Raw genomic sequence first — 18,839 nt, 5'->3', positions numbered from 1 at the left:
GCGCCGCCCCGGATGCGGCGTGTTGGCTGGCAGGTTCACGCGCATGCGCTCCACACCTCCCGGCTCCCGCCACTGGGACGGCAGCCCGGCCCTCGCCCACCGCACGCGCCGTTCCCTGCAGGTCACCCCCGACGGCGTCAGCCGGCTGCTGCGCTGCGGCCAGAGCGACCGGTGCCGCGAGTGCGGCAACCGGATCGAGTGGTACCACCGCAGCAACCGCCGGCCGGTACGCCTCCATCCGCACGAACTGCCGGCCGCCAGGGTGCCCGTCGCCTGCCGCTGGCACGTCAGCTCCGGTGTCGCCCACCCGGCCGGGGACGGCAGCAGCTGGTGCCGTCTGCCGCACGCCGTCGTCTGTCCCGCCCGGGACACTCCCCCGTCCCCCCGCGAGCTGGCCGGGCTGCGCCGGTCGCTGGCCGTGCGTTCCCGCCGCCTGATCGACGCAGGCGTCTTCACCCCTCCCCCGGACTCGCCAAAGAGCCCGGCGCCCCAGCCGTCCGTCTGCCGTCCGGCCCGGCCCATCGTGCAGCTGCTGTACGTCCGCTACCTCGCTGCCCGGCCGGTGGATGAGATCCAGTGTGTCGCCCAGACCCGGCGCCGCCACCGCTGCACCAGCCCACTGCTGGCCCCCGATGCCCCCGGCGGCACCTGGATGCTGATGCCCGCCACCGCGATGAGCGGTCAACTGGCCCTGCCCGCTGAGGTCATGGCGGTCTACGACCTCAGCCGCGTTCCCTACGCCGAGCAGCTGCGCTGGCGCGCCCAGCGCTGCCCGCAGCACGCAGCCTCGCCCACGGCCGCCGACCTGGCGGTGGCCGAGTGGGAGCCCTTCGACCCGCTGCGCCACCACGAGCACATCCACGCCCGCCTGCCCGCCCCCGCCCGGCGCCCCGGGTCTACGGGCCGCGCTCGGCAGGGGGCCCGGCCGTGACGCCGCACCACGCCGTCGAGATCACCCTGACCAGACCCGCGGCCCCCGGCGAACTCCGGCATGCGCGCTGCGGCGTGCCCCTGGCCGCGAACGCGGACCGTACCCGGCTGATGGCGGTCCATGGCGCGCGCAGCCCCGGCGGCGCCCTGCATGCACTGCGGCGCCGGCTGGACGCGCTGCTGCCCATCGACGTCCTGAGCACGCGCTACCCCAACCGGCACGGTCAGATCCTGCTCAACATCGCCCTCGGCCACACAGCCGACAGGGCACTGCGCCGGGACGCGGCTGTCGTGGGACAGCGGCCCCAGGACGTGCTCCGCCGGCGCGTGACCGCGGCCCTCACCCGGGAGGAACAGGAACACGCCCGGCAGCTGGAGGACCGTCTTGAGAGCCTGCTCGCCCACCACACGCCCGACGAAGTACTGGCCTGCGTCGCCGGCCTCCTGTACGGCCGTCAGCACCAGCCCACCCGCACAGCGTCGTAACTCCTCCTCCCCCGCAACACCCCCGGCACAGCGGTTGCAGACCCCGCCTTCCGTTCCTCGATTCTTTTCATCGGAGCCCTTGTTGCACACGCCCACCAACGAACAGGCCCATGCCGTCGATGCCTTCCGGGCCGGTCACCATCTCGTCCTGCAGGCCGGCGCCGGGACGGGGAAGACCAGCACGCTCGGCCTGCTCGCCGACAGCACCCGCCGCCGCGGCCGCTACCTCGCCTTCAACAAGGACATCGCCCGGAATGCCGCCACCCGCTTCCCGCGCACGGTGCGGTGCAAGACCGCCCATGCCACGGCCTACGCCACCGTCGGCCACCGCTTCACGAGCCGCCTCAACAGCCCCCGCCAGCCCGCATGGAAGACCGGCCAGGCGCTCGGCATCACCCGGCCGGTCCACATCGGCGATCACGAGATCAGCCCCCGGGCGCTCTCCCACTCCGTGCTGCGCACCGTGACCCACTACTGCTATTCCGCCGACCGCACCCTGGCCCGCCACCACGTGCCGCGCCTGCGCGGCCTCGACACACCCACCGGGCACGCCCAACTCTCCCACCAGGTCCTGCCGTTCGCCCTCAAAGCCTGGGCCGACCTGCACAATCCCGAGCGGGGCGTGGTCCGCTTCGAACACGACCACTACCTGAAAATGTGGGCCCTCACCGAGCCCAGGATCGAAGCCGACTTCCTCTTCCTCGACGAGGCCCAGGACACCAACCCGGTCCTCGAAGAGGTCTTCGCCGCCCAGCGCGGCCACGCCCAGCTCGTCATGGTCGGCGACTCCGCCCAGGCCATCTACGGCTGGCGCGGCGCCCGGGACGTGATGACCGGCTTCGACGCCACTCCCCTCACCCTGACCCGCTCCTTCCGCTTCGGCCCCCCGATCGCCGAAGAGGCCAACCGCTGGCTCACGCTCGCCGACGCGCCCATCCGTCTGACCGGGACCGACACCATCGCGACCGAAGTCGGCAGCCTCGACCGGCCGGACGCGGTGCTGTGCCGCACCAACATCGGCGCCATGGCCGAAGTCATGCGCCTGCTCGCCGCCGGCCACCGCGTCGCCCTCACCCGGGGCGGACAGCAGCTCGCTGCGCTGGCCCTCGCGGCCCGCGACCTCAAAGACGGCCGCCGCACCACCCACCCCGAACTCGTCCTCTTCCCCTCCTGGGGCGAAGTGCAGGACTACGCCCTCTACGATCCTGCCGGTCGTGACCTGCAGCCCTTCGTCGACCTCGTCGACACCCACGGCCCCGACGCCATCCTCACCGCCGTCGACCAACTCTCCGACGAGGCCCACGCCGATGTGACCGTCTCCACCGCCCACACCGCCAAAGGCCGCGAATGGCCCACCGTCCAAATCGGCAACGACTTCCCACCGCCCAGGGACACCGACCAACACGACGACCAGGGACGCCCCGTTCCGGAACCCGTCAGCGACACCGACGCCCGCCTCGCGTACGTCGCCGTCACCCGCGCCCGCCGACACCTCGACCTCGGCGGCCTGAACTGGATCAACGACCACCCTTGGCCTTGCCAGGGGGTGAGGGATGAAGCATCTGCACCGGCGGTGCGGCACGAAGCTCCAGGCGATGCTTGACCGTCACGGGCGCTGCACCGTCACCGACAGCGTGCCCGGCCCAGCACTCCAAGCCGCTGGTCTGAGCGGTGTCAGGGACTGGGCCCATCCGGCCTGCCCAGGCGGATAGGCCCCGTCGGCCACGGCATGGCGATGCGGGTCACACGACCTGCCACGGGGCGGGTCAGGGCTGCAGGGCCCGCTACGTCAGGCGGCTCAGGGCCTGTTCAGCAGGGCCCTTCATATGGACTGTGCCGAGCGCTGGGCGGGTGAGGGTGATGCCCCGCTGGTCGCAGATCTGCTGAAGCACGTCGTACAGGGGGCTGTGGTCGACGGTGAGCTGGTGGGGTGGCGGGTGGGAGGCGCAAGCGTCTGCAAGCGTGGCGGTCAGGTCCTGCGGCGTGAGGCGAGTGACGGAACGGTGAGCGAGAACGGTGGCCTGGTGATCGGTGATGACGATGATGAAGCGGCCGTCTGCTGTGCTGGTGTGATCGAGGTACCAGCCGGATTCCGTGGGGCGGGCGGGAGCGGGTGTGCTCATGCGGGACTTCCTTTGCGGGTGCGGGGGGTTAGAGGTAGCCGGGGAGGGCGCCGGGTTGGCTGCGGACGGTGCTGTCGAGGTAGCTGAGGACCATGCGGATGGTGTCGCGGCTGAACCAGGCCATGTTGGAGTCTTCTTCGAGTGCGTCCTGGATGTGGAAGGTGACCTTGGCCCAGTTGCGGAAGTTGCCGTGGCAGACGAGGTCGTTGACCCAGAGGAGGTCGGGTGGTGGGACGTCGTGCCACAGAGCGTGGTACTCGGGCAGGGTGGACAGGACTTCGTCGGGGGTGAGCGGCTGGTACTGCTGGAAGAGGGCCATCCGGGAGGCCAGGGCGGGACGGCTGCGGATGCGCTGGAGGCAGTTTTCCCCGCCGACGAAGACGAGGGTGAGCTGGTTGCGCTTGTCGTCCCACAGGGTGCGCAGGTAGTCCAGTGCCTGCTTGGACAGGCCCTGAGCCTCGTCGCAGACGAGCACGCGCGGCTGGGCGGAGAGAACGGGTCGCAGCACAGCGTCGTAGTCATCGACCTGGGTGGGGGCTTCGCCGGGCACGTCCAGTACGCGGAATAGAGCGTCGCACAGGGTGGTGAGGGTGGCTCCCTTGCGGCATTCGAGCCAGACCGTGTTCTGCGGGGCGACGTCGCGCAGGTTGGTGTTGACGGCGAGGGTCTTGCCCAGGCCGACGTCGCCGTGGATGCAGATCATGGCTTTGGCGCGGATGGCCATTCTCAGGTGCCGTTGGGTGAGGCGTGAGGCGGTGGTGGGCATGAGCCGGGCGCCGGTGAGGCCGAGGTAGTGGTCGATGGGGGGCCTGGTGTCAGTCGTGGTCATCGGGGCTCTCCTTCGTGGGGGCAGGGTCCTGTCCGGGCTGGTACCAGGACGGGGAGGGGTCGGGCAGCGGCGGGTGGATGGTGCCGGGCGGGTCGGCGGCCGTGCTGTCGGGGGGTGGCGTGGTGTCGCCGTCCTGCCAGGAGGCGGAGGGTTCGGGCAGCGGGGTGAGATCGGGGCGGGCCTCGCGGGCGAGGTCCTCGCGTTGGTGGCCGCGCAGGAGTTCCTCGGCCTGGTCGCTGGTCAGGTCGCTGACGGGACGGGGTGTGGTGGGGGTGATGTCGGCTTCGAAGCGTTCCCGGCGCTGGCGTTCGGCTCGGTCCAGGGCGGCGCTCAGGCGGCTGGCCTGCCGGGCGGCAGCACGCCGTACCTCCCGCTTCTGCTCGTCGGTGGCGGCGTTTTGGAGAGTGGCCGGGCCCAGGTAGGTCTCGTCCTTGGCGTTGTAGAGCTCGACTTCGCGGTGGTGGTGGGGCATGTAGCGCACGAGGACCTTGTCACCGGCGCGGCCCTGCATGAAGGGGGCGAGGTAGCGGCGCGGTCCCCAGTGAACCCCGTCGGCATTGATGGTCAGCGGCTTGTCGTGGAGTTTGAGGGTGAAGGTGTGCAGGTCGGCGGGGTCGGGGTCGTAGATGGGGGTGAGGTCTTCGCTCCATAGCTGGTAGGGGGTGCGTTTCTGCTTGGACAGGACGTGTTCGTAGTTCCAGTAGTGGACCCACTCCAGGACGATCCGGACGAACGCCTCGTAGGTCAGGAGGTGTTCGTCGGGGTCGATGCGTTTGCTGCGGCTGGTGCGGGGGGCTTCGGTGTAGCCGGGGAGGCTGGGGAACAGCATTTTCTTGATGGCGCCGTTGAGGGCTTCGACGGTGCCTTTGAGTTCGGGGTGTCTGGGGGGCAGGTCGACGCGGCGGACGCTGAAGACGCCCAGGGCGGCTTCGACGCTCTTGCACAGGAAGTCCTTGCCGCCGTCGATGCGTATGAGCCCGGGCAGGCCGCCGAAGGGGCCGTATTCTCCGCCGCGTTGCAGGGCGGCGCGGATGGCGACGAGGACGTTTTCCTGGCTGGGGAATTGGGCGGAGATGCATAGGCCGCAGATGGCGTCGCAGGCGCAGTCGATGAACCAGGTGATCCAGGGTTTGCGGCGGTGGCCGCGGACGTTGACCCAGACGCTGGCTTCGACGTGGTCGGCTTCCCAGGCCTCGTTGCGGTGTCCGGGGTCGCGTGTGTGGTGGACGTCGAATGTGCGGCGTTCTTGTTCACCGCCGCGCAGCCCGGCGAGGAATCCGGGGGTGTAGTGGTCTGTGACGGCGCGGTGGAAGGTGGCGTAGGAGGGGGGTTTGCTGCCCAGGCGGTTTTCCTTGAGGAGTTCGCGGTGGGCGGCGGCGATGTTGCCGCACCAGCGGGCGACGGCATCGCGCATCTCCTGGGTGAGGGTCAAGCGGGTGCGGCGTTGGACGGTGTAGCGGCCGTCGTGCTGGTTGGCATTGTCGATCCAGCGGCGCACTGTGCGCGGGTGGACGTCGAAGGTCTCGGCGACCGTGCGGATGTGGTCGGCAGTGAGGCTGTTTGCGTGGGCGAGGAACATGAGCCGGCTGACGGCCGCCCGGCGTAGGCCGACGTCGCGCAGGTAGGAGGAGGACGCCAAGGAGTGGCTTCCTTCCGGAGATGGGGCTTGGAAGCAGCCTGGTAGGGCTGGGGTCAGGCGGGGGCGAGGCTGAGCAGGCCGGCTCCATAGGACTGGGCGCGGCCGATGCCGCGGCACACGGAGACGGCCAGCAGGTGCGCGTCGGTGACACGGGCGAGCCCGTCGAACTGGATCAGTGAGTGATGCAGGCCTGGGGGCCGCTTGGAGAGCGGGGGGCGTTCGAAGACGCGCGGCGTGAGGGTGGCCTCTTCGACTGCGAGGCCGGCGCCAGCGGCGCGCCGCTGCCACCAGGCCAGGGCATGGGGTCCGTGCAGGGCGGTGGGCGTGCCCCGCTCGCGCAGCACCTTGCCGTCGGGGCTGCGGCCGTAGGGCTGGCCGGGTGCGTGGGTGACGGGGCTGGCGGTGATGCGGTAGCGCACCCTCAGGCCGGGGCACAGGGCGTCAAGGACCGGGGTGAGGTCGCGGGTCTCGGCGGTGCCGTAGTGGGCGGGCAGCCCGGTGAGGTCGGGTGGGTTGGTGGTCTGGACGAGGAGGGTGGGCTGGCGTGCGTCCGTGTCGAGGCGGAAGAGCAGGCCGGCGTCGCGGCGCGGGTGAGGACCGCAGAGGCCGGGCGCAAGGCGCATGAGGGTCTTGTGGAGTTGGATGCGGTCGGACAGATCGCGGCGTACGGCCCGGCTGGCCGGGTTGAGGCGGATACGGGTGAGGGTCGCGGTGCGGGTTGCGGTGGCGGTCATGTGGTCTCCGGGTGCATGTAGGCGGCGAGCTTGTCCAGGGGGTGGGGGCCGGCATAGAGGTCAGCGGGCAGGTGCTGGGTGGTGCGCCACAGGGCGCGTACGTGGTGGCGGTGCTGGCCGGAGGTGAAGTCCTCGGGGATGTCGGCGAGTTCGTACTGGGCGGTGGTCGCGGCGGCGTCGGGCGGCGGATGTTCCCAGATGAAGTCGATGGGGACGGTGTCCTGTCCGGGGCGGGGTGGACGGTTGAGGCTGAGCGGGACGCGGTGGTGCAGTTCGGCCACGGGGTCGGGCACGGGCGCGGTCAGGACGAGGGGTTCGGTGGGAACGCAGGCGCGGCGCCCTAGGTAGGGGGCCCGGTGGGGGTGTTCGAGATGTTCGGCGATGCGTTCGACGAGCGGGGCAGGGCCGGTGACGGCGATGGTGAAGACGGCGTCGGCGAGGTAGTGGCGGTGGGAGACGAGAGTGGATTCGGCGGGTGGGCGGCGGGTGCCGCTGCTGGTGCGCAGCTGCTGCTCCCGGGGGTAGCCGCCACCGACGGTGTGGAAGTCGGTGTGCGGGGTGCCGGGCCGGTCGATGCGCACGGTGAAGGTCAGGTCCTGGTAGCAGGGTGCGTTGGGCAGGTCGTCGAAGGGCTCGAGGGCCTGGGGGCGTTCGCGTCCGGCGCTGGCGGCGAACATGCCGGTCAGGGCGGAGCGGGTGGGGTGCGGGGCGGTGTCGCGGTCGTGGAAGGCGGCGCTGGTGCCGTAGGAGGCCAGCGGGCCGGCCAGGCGGAGCAGCAGGCCACTCATGCTGCGGCCGGGGCCAGTGTGGCGGCGTCGTGGAGGGCGGTGTCGATGAGGGTGTCGAAGCCGTCGTGGCGTTGGCCAAGGTGTTCGGCGTCCTCGTTCTGGGCGGTGGCGTATCCGTGGCCGATGAGGTGGCGGGTGCCGATCAGCCGGGTGAGGGTGTGAGCGTGGGCGTCGAGGGCGCGGTAGGTGGGGGCGAGGTAGCCGCCGTTGGGGGCGGCTTTGACGGGCTGTTCGAAGGCGCCCGCGTAGGTGACGGGGCGGCGGTCGCGTACGGCGTAGGCCACGAGGTCGGGCACGGTGTGCGGGGCGGTGGAGGTCTTCTTGGCCGGGGGCACGGTCATGATGAACGCGCGGGTGAACAGGCGGATGAGGTGGAGGACTTGGTCGTGGTCGCCGCCGAGGTTGCGGGTCAGGTCGGTGAGGTTGACGGTGGTGAACCGGTAGAAGGCGCCGGTGGTCAAAAAGGCGGTGTCCAGGTGGGCGCTGCCCCGGTCTCCGGAGGCGGGCCAGTCCTCGACGGCGGTGAAGAAGTCCGGCTGCAAGTCACTTGTATGCGTGGTGAAGGCCGGAGCGACCTGTACGGCTCCGGATACCTCGGCGTCGCCCAGTCCGGCGAGCATGCGGCCGAAGAGGTTGATGGTGGCGGTGCGACGGGTCAGGTGGGCGGCCACCTCGCTAGCAGGCAGGACGGCCGCGGGCACGGTGGGCTTCTTGCCTGAGTCGGAGCTGTCGGCGCTCTTCTCCTTTGCGGGCGCGGCAAGGCGGGCCAGGCCCTTCTCGAGGGCGGTGCGGTGGCGGATGCACACGGCGGTCAGGTCCTCGACGATGGACTCGGCGGCGACGAGGAGCATGGCCTGGGTGCGGTGGCCTTCCTTCGGGTTGGTGTCCAGGCCCTTGGGGATGGCGGAGCGGGCGATCTGTCCGGCGGCGAAGTGGGCGAGGTCGTCGGGCCAGCCGGCCTCGCGCAGCGCGGCCGCCACGCGGGGCGGGAGCATGCGGGTCCGGGCGGAGGGCTCGTCCAGTTCGGCCTCCAGTTCCAGGCGCCAGTTCCGTTTCTGGTTCTGGGAGGAGACGGTGGCCCGCAGGGCGTTGCCGATGGTGAGGGTTTTGGGCTCGTTGTATTCGCCGCGGTTGAGGCAGGACGGGGTGTAGTGCTGAACGGCGTGCAGGTCGAGGTAGCGGTCGTACATCACGGCTCCAGAAGGGGATCGGGCACGTTCAGGTAGAAGGCGTTGCGCCAGTCGCTGGTGACCTGGAAGCGGGCCCAGTTCCACTGGGCGAGGTCGTCCAGCAGCACGGCGAAGTCGCACGCTGCGCCGAGTTTCAGCAGGTGCCCGATGACGTGGGGCAGGCGCCGGTGCAGCTGGTCGGCGGACAGGCGGCCCATCAAGTGCAGGTCGCGTTCCAGGCCGGAGGCAGCATGCGGGCGGGCGCAGGCGGTCCGGGCGAGGGTGTCACCGAGGTTGGGGCGGTCCGCCCAGTCGGCCGCCTCCCACGCGGTGGCTGTGGTGCCGGGTTCCTCCGGGGCGGCCGGCTGGGATGTCAGAGTCCAGTCCGGCGCGGGGCGCTCCATGGCGATCAGGGAGGCGATCGTGTAGTGGGCACGCTGGGCGCCGAAGCCCCTGGAGGGTTTGGCAAGGTATTTGTCCAGGTCGGGGCATTGAATGACAGGGCGGCCCCGGCCTTCCTCCAGTAATTGGCGGATGCGCGGGGTGCGGCACAGGCTGCGGACGTGGGCGACGAAGTCGTCGTAGTGGCGGCGGCGTTCGTCACGGCTGGGCATGCGCGCCTCCTGCTGGCTGCCGTCGGGTGTCGCTGGGGGGTGCGCCGGCGGCCCGCAGGGCCTGCACGGCGCGGGCCAGGGCGGGCCCGGCCTTGTGGAAGTGGTTGAGGGCTGGGGCGGTGGCCTGGTGGAGGGCGCGGATGGCCTCGGCGGCGAACACCCCGCGCGCGGACCGCTCGTCGTCGATCAGCTGCCAGAAGGCGCGCTCGGCCCGCGGCCAGTACCCGGCGAGCGCCTGCCGGGCCCACAGGCCGCCGCTGTCCTGTCCACGGCTGCGGCCGGTGGTTTCCTTCCAGGCGCGGCCGGCCGCCTTGTGCAGGGTGCCTGCGAGGCTCTCGGCGGCGAGGCGGCAGTGGGCAATCCGGGTGGCCTTGGCCGCATCGTGTTCCTGGGCCCACACCCAGATCGGCGGGGTGAGCGCGGTGTACCAGATCCGGTTGTTGACCTTGCCGTCCTGGTCGAAGCCGCACACCCGCACCCGCAGCCGGGCACGTACCGATTCGGGCAGGCTGTTGAGGGTGGTGAAGGCCTCGGGCCGGCAGCCGGGGCGGTGTTCGTCGCCGGCCAGCAGCAGGGCGTCCAGATCGCGCCACACGGCGCGGTCGGCATCTGCGCGGCGCGGCCTGCGGCGGCGGTCGGCCGGGGCAGCGGGGTCGAGGTCGTAGACGAGGTAGGGGTCTGTGGCCGGGAGTTTGGGGTGCTGGGTGGCCCACGTCAGGTGGGTGTCGGTGACGTGCTCGCCGTCTGCGTCGGGGATCAGCAGCGCCGCGTGCAGGGAGCGGCCGGTCAACAGCCGTCCCGGCCAGGTCACTTCCGGCGGCACCCGCACGGGGTCGGGGGCGTGGGGCTCTTCCCAGGGGCACTTGTCAGCGTCTGGGTCTTGGCCGTCGCCGCGGTAGGGGATCTGGTGCAGCAGCAAAGTCTCGTACAGCGTGCTGCCGTGGGGGTGGAAGGAGACGGTGGAGCGCAGTGGGCCGGCCTGGGCCTGGCCGCTGCTGAGGGAGCCGGCCTTGCGAACCCTGCAGCGGCCGGCAGGCCCGTAGGAGTGGTGGGCCAGTAGGTGCCACAGCGCCTCCCGGGTGGGCAGCGGCTGCGGGTCGGTGTCGGTGTGTTCGCCGTTGAACCAGGCCAGGTTGCGGCCGGCCGGGCGGCCGTAGACGAGGGCGTTGATTCCGCTGCGCTTGGGGCACTGTGCGGCGAGGGCCGCGTCCTGCAGCCACGGCCGGTGGGGGTGGAACAAATCGAAGACATATTTGTCGGTGTCGAAGTAGGCGTGCACCTGCTGGGCCGGGAAGCCGTCCGTGCGGTTAAGCAGGGCCTTGCGGTGCTCCAGCCACGCGCCGAGCGGCATCTCCGGGTCGTCGAGGCCGGTGATGCGGGCACAGATCGGCGCGAGGTTCCGATACAGGGCGGACTGCGCCGGTGGCAGGGGCAGGGCCAGGTCGTCGATGCGGTGCGCGTTCACCAGCAGTGTGCGCAGGCCGACGTATTCGGTGCGGGTGCCGCAGCGGACCGGAATGCAGGCGCGGCTGTCGATGGGATAACTCGGCGGCGGCATGGAGGAACTCCCCTTCTTACATGGCCGCGTGGGCAGGCCAGGTAGCGACGGGGCGTGAGCGGCATGCTCAGGCCTCAACGAGGTTGGGGTGAGCGGGAATCGGCGTCAGAGCACGCCCCGCCCAGGCCGGCCCGAGCGGGGTGCCCTGAGACGGGAGGCGGCGGACGGCGTCGCAGAGACGGCAGGGGACACGAACCGTGACGGGCGATACGCACCGTGACGTGGATCAAGGAAAGCATCCGCGGCGAGCCGTCGTACAGTCCCTGCGAACTAGTGCGATGAAAGCCTGGCGTGCGGGCCGGGGCGCGCGCAGAGGGCCGTGTACGCCCCCGGAAGGCCGGCACGCGCCGGGGGCTCCGGTCTTGGGGAGGCTGCGGTGGTGGGGCCGGTGTCGGGCGGTCTGCCGCGGCGCCGGGCCCGCGGGGCGGATGAGGCATCAGGGTGCCCCCGGCGGGTGGACTGGTGTCCTATCGCGGGACGGGCTGCAGCTCGTCGTGGATCAGGCCGAGTTCATCGTCCACATGCAGCTGGTGGCGGCTGAACCGTACGGGTTGCGGGCAGGCCGTATCGTGCGGGAGGAGGACGAGGTCGGCGAGCAGGGGGTGCTGCTGCCAGGCGTCGGGGCCTTGGTGATGGCGGGTGCGGGCGGCGACCCAGGTAGCGGGGACGGGCAGGGTGTGCTGGAGGACGGCCCGGACGTCGGCAGGGCGCAGGCTGGGGCCCTGGGGCAGCGGGTGGCGGCCAGCCGGGTCGAGGGTGACCGGACCGCCGGGGTGGCGGTAGCAGGCGAGCACGCGACGAGGGCGATCGTGCGGGCGGGTGGCGGCCTCGGCGGCGGTCAGCTGCTGGCGGTGCAGGTCGGCCAGGGAAGCGACACGGTCGTGCGGCGGGATGAGGTGGATGGTGCTGGCGTGTTCCTCGGCCCGGTCGGCGGCCTGCTGCTGGTCGTAAAGGGTGGCCAACTCGGGTGACCAGGAGGCGGGCTGCCCGGACTGGTGGATGAGTTCGACCAGGTGCTGGGCCTGTTCGGGCAGGGTGATCCGGTGCAGGTCGGGGCGTGTGAGCAGGTGGGCGGTGGCGTGCTGCAGGTACGGGGTGTCGGCCCAGGCCCAGGCTCCGGGCAGTATGGTGCGGCGGTCCGCGTCGACGGGGTGCAGCACGGTCAGCCGGGCGCCTCGTGCTTGGATCCAGGCGGGCCGCTCAGGGACGCCGGGGGGCCGTTCCTGCTGCCACGCCTGTTCAAAACGCCACAGCCGGCCTGCGCGCTGGATGAGCCGGGCCAGTGAGGTGAGGTCGCTGACCAGGATGTCGGCGTCGATGTTCAGGCTCATCTCCAGCAGGCTGGTGGTGACCACCACCAGCCGGTCGGGGCGCGGTCCGTTGGGGCCGAGCTGGGCGCGTACCCGGGACAGGGCCTGCTCGAGTTGACGGCCGGGGAAGCGGGCGTGCAGCAGCACCACATCCTTGGGGCCGTCGGGCCAGTTCAGTGTGTGGCGCAGGTGAAGGTAGGTGTCCTGGGCGTCGGCGACGGTGGCGCAGCCCACCACGGCGCATCCGCCCAGCTGTGCCACGGGGCTGATCTCGGCGGTGATGCGGGCCAGCCGCTCCCCCGTCGTCACGCGGCGGGGATGATCGCCCAGACGCCGGTAGCGCACCGGGCGGATCCGCACCTGCAGGGTGCGGCGCTGGGCAGCGGTATGCGCTGCGCGGGGGCTCTCGTCGATGACGGCAGCATGGGCGGTGGAGGCATCGGCGAACAGCCAGCCGGGGTAGGGCACGGTGAAGGGGCGGGAGCGCAGCTCGGATCGCTTGTGTCCGGCTCCGGCCAGGTAGGAGTACACCAGCTCTGCCGCCACATGGCCGGGCAGAGTCGCCGAGAGCACTACCACCGGGGTACCCAGGGCTCCGAGCCAGTGCAGCAGCCGTTGCAGGATGCGCTGGCTGAACGTGGTCAGTGCGTGCGCCTCGTCGACGATCACGCACCGCCCGGACAGGGCCAGCATGCGCAGGGCGTTGTAGCGCACCGGCAGTGCCGCCATCAGGGCCTGGTCCACGGTGGCCACGGTGAACTGGGCCAGCAGCGCGCGGTCCCAGCCGCGCAGCCAGCCATCGGGCACCCACCGTCGGCCTCCCCCGCCGTCCTCTTCGTCGGGCAGGACGGCACTGTCCTCGTCCCAGGCGTCCTCGTCCTCGTGCGGGTCGTCACCGGTGCAGGTGGCAGCGTCACCGGGGGCCAGGGCCTGGTCGGTGTAGGCAGCGTTCTGCCAGCTGTGGTTGTGCACCAGCGTCAGGACCGCTGCCGTGGGGCGGTGGGCGCTCACATAGGCGCGCAGCGTGTCGTAGGCGGCGTCGGCTGTCGCCGTGGTGGGCAGCAGGTAGCAGATGCCCTGGGTGCTGCAGGCGTCGTTCAGGATCTGCGCCGCCTGCAGCGCGGTCGCCGTCTTGCCCGCGCCGGTACCGTCGGTGACCAGCAGGATGCCGGGCCCCTTCGTGCGGGCCAGTGGCGGCAGTTGCCGCATCACGGATGCCTGAAGAGCGTTCGGTCCGGGCAGGTGCGGGTGAGCGGCGGTGAACGGCAGCCGTGGCAGCTGTACCCGGGACAGTTGCGACTGCTCCACTGCCTGTCTGGCCATCCAGCGCGCCCAGGAGAAGTGCTCGGCCGCCCCGTAGGCGGGCATCAGCGCCCGCGGCAGCCACACCCGCTGCTGGCTGGCCAGCCGGTCCGCCACCATCACCAGCCCGGTCACCAGTACCGATGCCGTCACCGATACCCGGCACGGCACCGCCTGAGCACCGGTCAGATGACGCAGTTGGTCCGCATACTGGCGGCGCAGCTCCTGCCACAGCCGTCCGCCCAGGTCTCGCCGCACCCGCTGCGGGCTTGCCGCGCCATACACATCGACCTGCGGGTAGCGGCCGTGGTGGCCGCCAGCGATCTGCGCCACCCGCACCGCCGGGCTGCCGTCACCCGACAGTTCGTAGCCCATTTCGGCAAGGAGCCCCAGCAGAGCGTGCATGGAGGCTCGTTCGTGCCGCATCAGCCGCCAGCCGTGCGTATCCGCCCGCAGCGCATCCCCCACCCGTGCCCACGGGACGGGCTCGCACGCCTGGAAACGGCTCACCTTGCCCACATCGTGCAAGCCCGCGAAGAACATCACCAGACAACGAGCCTGCGCTTCACTCACGCCGAGTCCCTCAGCGATCGCCGCGCGCTGCGACGCGACGAGCAGCCGGTCCCACAACTCCCCCGCCAAGGCCGCCACATCCAGCATGTGAAACAGCACCGGGTAGATCGCCCCGTGCCGTTTGCAATATTTCCCCCACAGGCACAGGTCCAGCCCGCCGAGCCGGCCCTCCTCCACCACGCCCACGCCCGCTCTCCCACCGGTCGGCAACCGAACGGGCTCCCTATACCCGAACAGCACCAGCCACGCCCCATCTCCCGCCGCGTACCGCCCACTTGTGTGAACCACAGAGCGACCATGCATCCAGCTCCCGCGCCCCGGGCAGGCTCCCCGACGCCGTGACGCCGCGCTCAGGTTCCGCACCCACCGAAGAGACTCACCAGCATCACCCCACCCGGCTGCCAGTACTCCCGGAAAACCCACCACACCGGCAAAGGCCAGGCAGGACAGACTCGTTACCCGGATCTGCCGCACTCCGCACAGACGCAAGCGAACCGGTGAACAACCGCACCTGCACATCACAACTCGGCAAAGCCGACACATTGTCGCAGCTCGCTGAGGGTCCCTTCTGCACGCGCGGAGCTGAGCCGACCCAGCGGCGCAGCCCGGGCCGGGGGTTGGCGTCCCTTCCGCACGCGCGGAGCTGAACCCGCCTTCGTGCGGGCCTCCACCGCCGACGCGATCGGCCCTTCCGCACGCGCGGAGCTGAGTCAGCCGCATTCGACAAGCCTGGAGTGCTGCATCAGTCTCTTCCGCACAAGCGGAAATGTGCCGATCGACGCGGCAGCCGAGGACGCCGCACGGGAGGTACCGGCCGCACGGTGGGTATGGCCCTGAGGCGGAGACGGAAGAAAAGGCAAGTGTGAGCCCCTTACCCCCACGCGGAGACGAGCGGGACGAGGCACACCACACCGAGTTGTCGACGGCGTTCCAGCCGCGCATGCGGAGATGCGTCGGTCAGGCGGCGGATCTCGTAGACGGCGAACTCGTTCCTCCCGCACGCGCGGAGCTGAGTCGATCGCGTCGGCCATCGTGCCCGTGCTGCACCCGTGCCTCCCGCGCACGCCGAGATGCTTCGCCCGGCGAGACCATCGTGATCACACCGGACACCTCCCAACAACACACACGAAGTTGAGCTGCCGCTCAACCGCACGGCACGCCGAAGGATTACTGCGCGCATCGGCACCGACGGAGTGGTCTGCAGCCATCAGAGGTTCCCACCGCGCACGCGGGCGATGGTTCGCGGTCCGCCAGCATGGCGCCACGCCGGATGCCCTTCCCGCCGCACACGCGAAGATGCGTCGTGGTACGCCTCGGTGGACCTGCCGCAGATGCCCGTTCCTTCCGTACACGCGAACATGTGTCGCACGAGATCGAGGACTCGCGACCCAGGATCTAGTCCCTTCCGCACAGGCGGAGATGCGCCGTCGCTCAGCCAAGTCGCAATGCCGGACAGTTGCTTCTCCTGCACACGCGCGGAGCCGTGCCATCGGCCAGGTCCGTGGCCTGGGCGTGGTTCATGTCTTCTCTGCACGGGCGGATATGAGTCGGCCACTTGCTCTGCGATGCCACCCATCTCAATTCCCTGCCGCCGAGGCGAAGATGAGCCGGTCTTGGGGCCCAGTGGGGAATTCCTGTCGCGGACGCGGAGATGAGCCCGAGATGATCACCCGGATCATCGACGCCGCCCACGTTCCTCCCGCACACGCGGAGATGAGCCGTACACGTCAGTGACGTCAGTCCATAGGCCATAGTTCGTTCCGCAACGCATGCTGAGACAGCATGGGCCGCGTCGACCACAGGCCAGGAGAGGGTCCTGCCGCGCAAGCAGAGATACAACGTCGAACCGCCGCGGGTCGACTGCGCCAGAGCGCTTGCCCACCAATCCGGCAGACCACAGACCAGCGCCTCAATGAGGCAAAACCCCTTATGGGGGCGGCACAAGAATGTCCTGCGTTTTCGCATGACTTGTCAAGATCATCTCTCACTAGATGTCACGCCAGGCCAGCAACTGCCCAGTTCACCCTGACCATCAAGTGACACTCAAATGAGAGAACGTCGCGACATTCCAGCGCGATATAACACGCGGTCGCCGGGCTGCCGCTGCTGCTCGCCTGGCTCACCCCGGTCATCTGGGCATCCAGCAGTGACGACCTTCTTCACCTGCTGGACCGGCAGGACACCGGTGGGGCATTCCTGCTGCTGCTCGTCGCGGTGGGGTGGATCGGGTGGGCGCAGTTCGCCTTCTGCGCCGTATGCGAGCTGACCGCGCAGTTGCGGGGCCGGCACTGGCATGCCCCGCGAGGAATGGGCATCTCGCAGCGCGCCGCGGCTCTCCTGATCGGCAGCATTCTCGTACTGCTGCCGACGAGTTCAGCCCTGGCCTCCGACGCCCAGGCCGCCCCGGCCACCTCGGCGGCCCGCGTTCCCGGCCAGGCCCAGGCCCCGCAGGCAGCCGCCACCCAGCAGGCCCCACCGTCCACGTCCACCGCGAGCTCCACAGCGTCCCCAACGTCGTACACGGTCCGCGAGATACGGCCCGCGGAAAGCCTGTGGGGCATCGCCGAACGGGAGTTGGGCGACGGCGAGCGGTGGCGGGACATCGCCTCGCTGAACGAGGGCCGCGTCATGCCCGACGGCCAGGTCTTCCGCGCGAACAGCTTTCTCCAGCCGGGCTGGCAGCTGCAGATGCCCAACAGCGGCATCCCGGACGGAGGTGCCCGTACGCAGCTGGCAGAGAACGCCCCCGCCGCGTCCAAGGAGAGCGAGCACGCCGTCACGGTGCACGCGGGCGACTACCTGTCGAAGATCGCGGAGAAGGAGCTCGGCGACGGCGACGAATGGCCGGAGCTGTTCGAGGCCAGTCAAGGCCAACCGCAGCCGCACGGCCTGCCGGAGATCACCAACCCGGACATGATTTACGCGGGGCAGCAGGTCACCGTGCCCGGCGCCCAGCCCGCTGCCCCGCAGGACAGCAATGACGGCGACGAGGCGGGCAGCCAGGAGACCGCTCCCCCGGCGGCCTCCCAGACGCCCGGAGGCGAGCAGACGCCCGGAGGCGAGCAGACACCGGGCGACAGCACAGGGGACGCGCCGACGCCGGACCAGAACACGACGCCCGCGCCCAAGTCGTCGGCTCCCAGCACACCGAGCAGCCACCCCGCCGAGCAGCTCCCCGGCTCTCCCACCGCGACGGCTCCCGCGACGCCGCAGCCCACCAGCAGCGCCTCCCCCTCTACCGCATCACCGTCGCCGTCGCCGTCGGCGTCGGCGTCGGCGTCGGCGTCGGCCGAGGCGTCGGGCTCCGCTGCCCCCTCCCCCGCCGCGACGGCATCCGAGGCACCGGCGCCGGCCCCGGCGCACGGTCCGCTGAACCTGCGCACGGTGGTGGGCGCCGGTGCGCTGCTGGCCGCCGCCATCACCGGCGCTCTCGCCGTGCGCCGGATGCTGCAGCGGCGCCGCCGCAAGCCGGGCGAGAAGATCGCCATCGCGGCAAAGACCTCCCCGGCGGAGGCCCAGTTGGCGGCGGCCGCGAACCCGGGCGGCGCCGCCCGCCTGGATGTAGCCCTGCGGACCATGGCCCACCAGGCTGCTCAGCAGGAGGCTGCTGCGGTCCTGCCGGGTGTGCGGGCCGCGCGGATCGGTGCCCGCACCCTGGAGGTACTGCCCGAGGACCTGGCCCAGCAGCCGCAGGCGCCCTTCGTCGCGGGGAAGACCGGCTGGTGGGTCCTGCCCGCCGACGCCGCCCTGCTGGACGAAGAGGCCGCCCGCGACGTGGCGGCACCGTACCCGGGACTGGTCACAGCCGGCAGCACCCAAGGCGGTGACCTTCTACTGCTCAACCTCGCCCGGCTGCCCGCCCTTCTACTGGACGGCAATCCCCTCCACATCACCGAGGTATGCACCTCCCTCGCCCTGGAGTACGCGATGAGCCCCTGGGCAGGCAACGTCGAGGTCGTCACGGTGGGATTCGGCGAGGACCTGCCGCAACTGCTGCCCACCGCACGGATCGCGCACATGCGCCACGCCCAGCACGCGCTGCGCGACCTGAGCGAACGGCTGCTGGAAGCTCACCAACTGCCCGAAACCGAGCATCAGCCCTACCTGCTGCTGTCCGCATCGCCGCTGCACCCGGACACCGCATGGGAATTCGCCGACCTCATCGACAAAGCCGGAACCCTTCCCGTCACCCTCATCGCCCCGGCGCACACCGCCGCCGCGCACTTCCCGGAGGCGGAAATCATCAACACCTCACTCAGCGACCCGCAGCACCTCGATACGGCCGGCACCGACATCACAGTGCAGCGCCTGCAGCACGCCGCCTACCTTCAGATCACCACCGCACTCATGGTCTCCTCGCAGCCGGCACACCCGGCGCAGGGCCCGTGGGAAACCGTCCCCAACGAGCCCGACCAGGTGCACCAGCCCCAGCCCGAGGAATCCACCCGGCCCGCCTCCGCCACCGGCACGAACCCTGCGCCGGCAGCGGCAGCGGCATCGGCAGCGGATGCCAGCGGCGACATCTTCCCGGCCCTGCTCGCCGCCACCACCGACCCGTCCGGACTGCGCATGCTGCCCGCCACCCTGCCGTCGCCTCAGGCAGGAGGCCCCCGAACCGGCCGCCGACACACCGGGGGCCCCCGCCGCACAGGGGCCGAAGGACGAGGACACCGACGGCGACACCGACGGCGACGCCGACGGCGACGGCGACGGCGACGGCGACGGCGACGGCGACGGCGACGGCGACGGCGACGGCGACGGCGACGGCGACGGCGACGGCGACG

13 protein-coding genes are annotated in these 18,839 nt (G+C 71.1%); 4 read left to right on the top strand and 9 right to left on the bottom strand.

Annotation, left to right across the window (positions count from 1 at the left end):
• The first annotated feature begins 43 nt into the window (after positions 1-43).
• From AB0D27_RS25365 to AB0D27_RS25355, 3 genes are all read left to right on the top strand, one after another.
• A complete protein-coding gene (locus tag AB0D27_RS25365) occupies positions 44-931 on the top strand; it encodes a DUF6083 domain-containing protein (protein WP_362512945.1) in 888 nt (295 codons plus the stop codon).
• The gene (locus tag AB0D27_RS25360; protein WP_362512942.1) at positions 928-1,416 is read left to right on the top strand and encodes a hypothetical protein; all 489 of its coding nucleotides are present in this window, start codon (positions 928-930) and stop codon (positions 1,414-1,416) included. The genes AB0D27_RS25365 and AB0D27_RS25360 overlap by 4 nt, the downstream gene beginning before the upstream one ends.
• An 82-nt stretch (positions 1,417-1,498) precedes the next feature.
• Positions 1,499-3,019, top strand: coding sequence for a UvrD-helicase domain-containing protein (locus AB0D27_RS25355; protein ID WP_362513033.1), 1,521 nt, complete (start codon positions 1,499-1,501; stop codon positions 3,017-3,019).
• Positions 3,020-3,200: 181 nt separating this feature from the next.
• On the opposite strand, the gene AB0D27_RS25350 is transcribed toward AB0D27_RS25355, so the two are convergent.
• The 9 genes from AB0D27_RS25350 to AB0D27_RS25310 form a co-directional block, all read right to left on the bottom strand.
• Positions 3,201-3,539: a hypothetical protein gene (locus AB0D27_RS25350; RefSeq protein WP_362512939.1), complete on the bottom strand. Its 339-nt coding sequence runs from the start codon at positions 3,537-3,539 to the stop codon at positions 3,201-3,203.
• 28 nt (positions 3,540-3,567) lie between these two features.
• A complete protein-coding gene (locus AB0D27_RS25345) occupies positions 3,568-4,368 on the bottom strand; it encodes an AAA family ATPase (RefSeq protein ID WP_362512936.1) in 801 nt (266 codons plus the stop codon).
• On the bottom strand, positions 4,355-6,007 hold the full coding sequence (locus tag AB0D27_RS25340) for a Mu transposase C-terminal domain-containing protein (protein ID WP_362512933.1): 1,653 nt from the start codon (positions 6,005-6,007) through the stop codon (positions 4,355-4,357). Before AB0D27_RS25340 ends, AB0D27_RS25345 begins: the two co-directional genes overlap by 14 nt.
• A gap of 53 nt (positions 6,008-6,060) precedes the next feature.
• Positions 6,061-6,741 (bottom strand): type I-E CRISPR-associated protein Cas6/Cse3/CasE, encoded by a 681-nt coding sequence (gene cas6e, locus AB0D27_RS25335; RefSeq protein WP_362512930.1) that lies wholly within the window; start codon positions 6,739-6,741, stop codon positions 6,061-6,063.
• Positions 6,738-7,529 carry a type I-E CRISPR-associated protein Cas5/CasD gene (cas5e, locus tag AB0D27_RS25330; protein WP_362512928.1) on the bottom strand — a complete coding sequence of 264 codons (792 nt, stop codon included), beginning with the start codon at positions 7,527-7,529 and terminating at the stop codon, positions 6,738-6,740. Before cas5e ends, cas6e begins: the two co-directional genes overlap by 4 nt.
• Positions 7,526-8,719 carry a type I-E CRISPR-associated protein Cas7/Cse4/CasC gene (cas7e, locus tag AB0D27_RS25325; protein ID WP_362512925.1) on the bottom strand — a complete coding sequence of 398 codons (1,194 nt, stop codon included), beginning with the start codon at positions 8,717-8,719 and terminating at the stop codon, positions 7,526-7,528. Before cas7e ends, cas5e begins: the two co-directional genes overlap by 4 nt.
• The gene (locus AB0D27_RS25320) at positions 8,719-9,312 is read right to left on the bottom strand and encodes a type I-E CRISPR-associated protein Cse2/CasB (protein ID WP_362512922.1); all 594 of its coding nucleotides are present in this window, start codon (positions 9,310-9,312) and stop codon (positions 8,719-8,721) included. Before AB0D27_RS25320 ends, cas7e begins: the two co-directional genes overlap by 1 nt.
• Positions 9,299-10,870, bottom strand: coding sequence for a type I-E CRISPR-associated protein Cse1/CasA (gene casA, locus AB0D27_RS25315; protein ID WP_362512919.1), 1,572 nt, complete (start codon positions 10,868-10,870; stop codon positions 9,299-9,301). The genes AB0D27_RS25320 and casA overlap by 14 nt, the downstream gene beginning before the upstream one ends.
• Before the next feature lie 467 nt (positions 10,871-11,337).
• Positions 11,338-14,241 (bottom strand): CRISPR-associated endonuclease Cas3'', encoded by a 2,904-nt coding sequence (locus AB0D27_RS25310; protein ID WP_362512916.1) that lies wholly within the window; start codon positions 14,239-14,241, stop codon positions 11,338-11,340.
• A 2,028-nt stretch (positions 14,242-16,269) separates the two neighbouring features.
• Here AB0D27_RS25310 and AB0D27_RS25305 point away from each other — a divergent pair.
• Positions 16,270-18,839, top strand: a 2,570-nt coding sequence (locus tag AB0D27_RS25305) for a hypothetical protein (RefSeq protein ID WP_362512913.1), incomplete at its 3' end; no start/stop codon positions are given.

It is taken from the genome of Streptomyces sp. NPDC048415, assembly GCF_040651675.1.
In the GTDB taxonomy this organism is placed as follows: domain Bacteria; phylum Actinomycetota; class Actinomycetes; order Streptomycetales; family Streptomycetaceae; genus Streptomyces.
This window is presented reverse-complemented; position numbering and strand designations above follow the sequence as displayed.

What these genes read in the sequence shown, in the direction of transcription:
- cas7e (WP_362512925.1), bottom strand. Translation starts at nt 8,719, where the DNA reads ATGTACGACCGCTACCTCGACCTGCACGCCGTTCAGCACTACACCCCG.
- AB0D27_RS25365 (WP_362512945.1), top strand. Translation starts at nt 44, where the DNA reads ATGCGCTCCACACCTCCCGGCTCCCGCCACTGGGACGGCAGCCCGGCC.
- AB0D27_RS25350 (WP_362512939.1), bottom strand. Translation starts at nt 3,539, where the DNA reads ATGAGCACACCCGCTCCCGCCCGCCCCACGGAATCCGGCTGGTACCTC.
- casA (WP_362512919.1), bottom strand. Translation starts at nt 10,870, where the DNA reads ATGCCGCCGCCGAGTTATCCCATCGACAGCCGCGCCTGCATTCCGGTC.
- AB0D27_RS25345 (WP_362512936.1), bottom strand. Translation starts at nt 4,368, where the DNA reads ATGACCACGACTGACACCAGGCCCCCCATCGACCACTACCTCGGCCTC.
- cas5e (WP_362512928.1), bottom strand. Translation starts at nt 7,529, where the DNA reads ATGAGTGGCCTGCTGCTCCGCCTGGCCGGCCCGCTGGCCTCCTACGGC.
- AB0D27_RS25320 (WP_362512922.1), bottom strand. Translation starts at nt 9,312, where the DNA reads ATGCCCAGCCGTGACGAACGCCGCCGCCACTACGACGACTTCGTCGCC.
- cas6e (WP_362512930.1), bottom strand. Translation starts at nt 6,741, where the DNA reads ATGACCGCCACCGCAACCCGCACCGCGACCCTCACCCGTATCCGCCTC.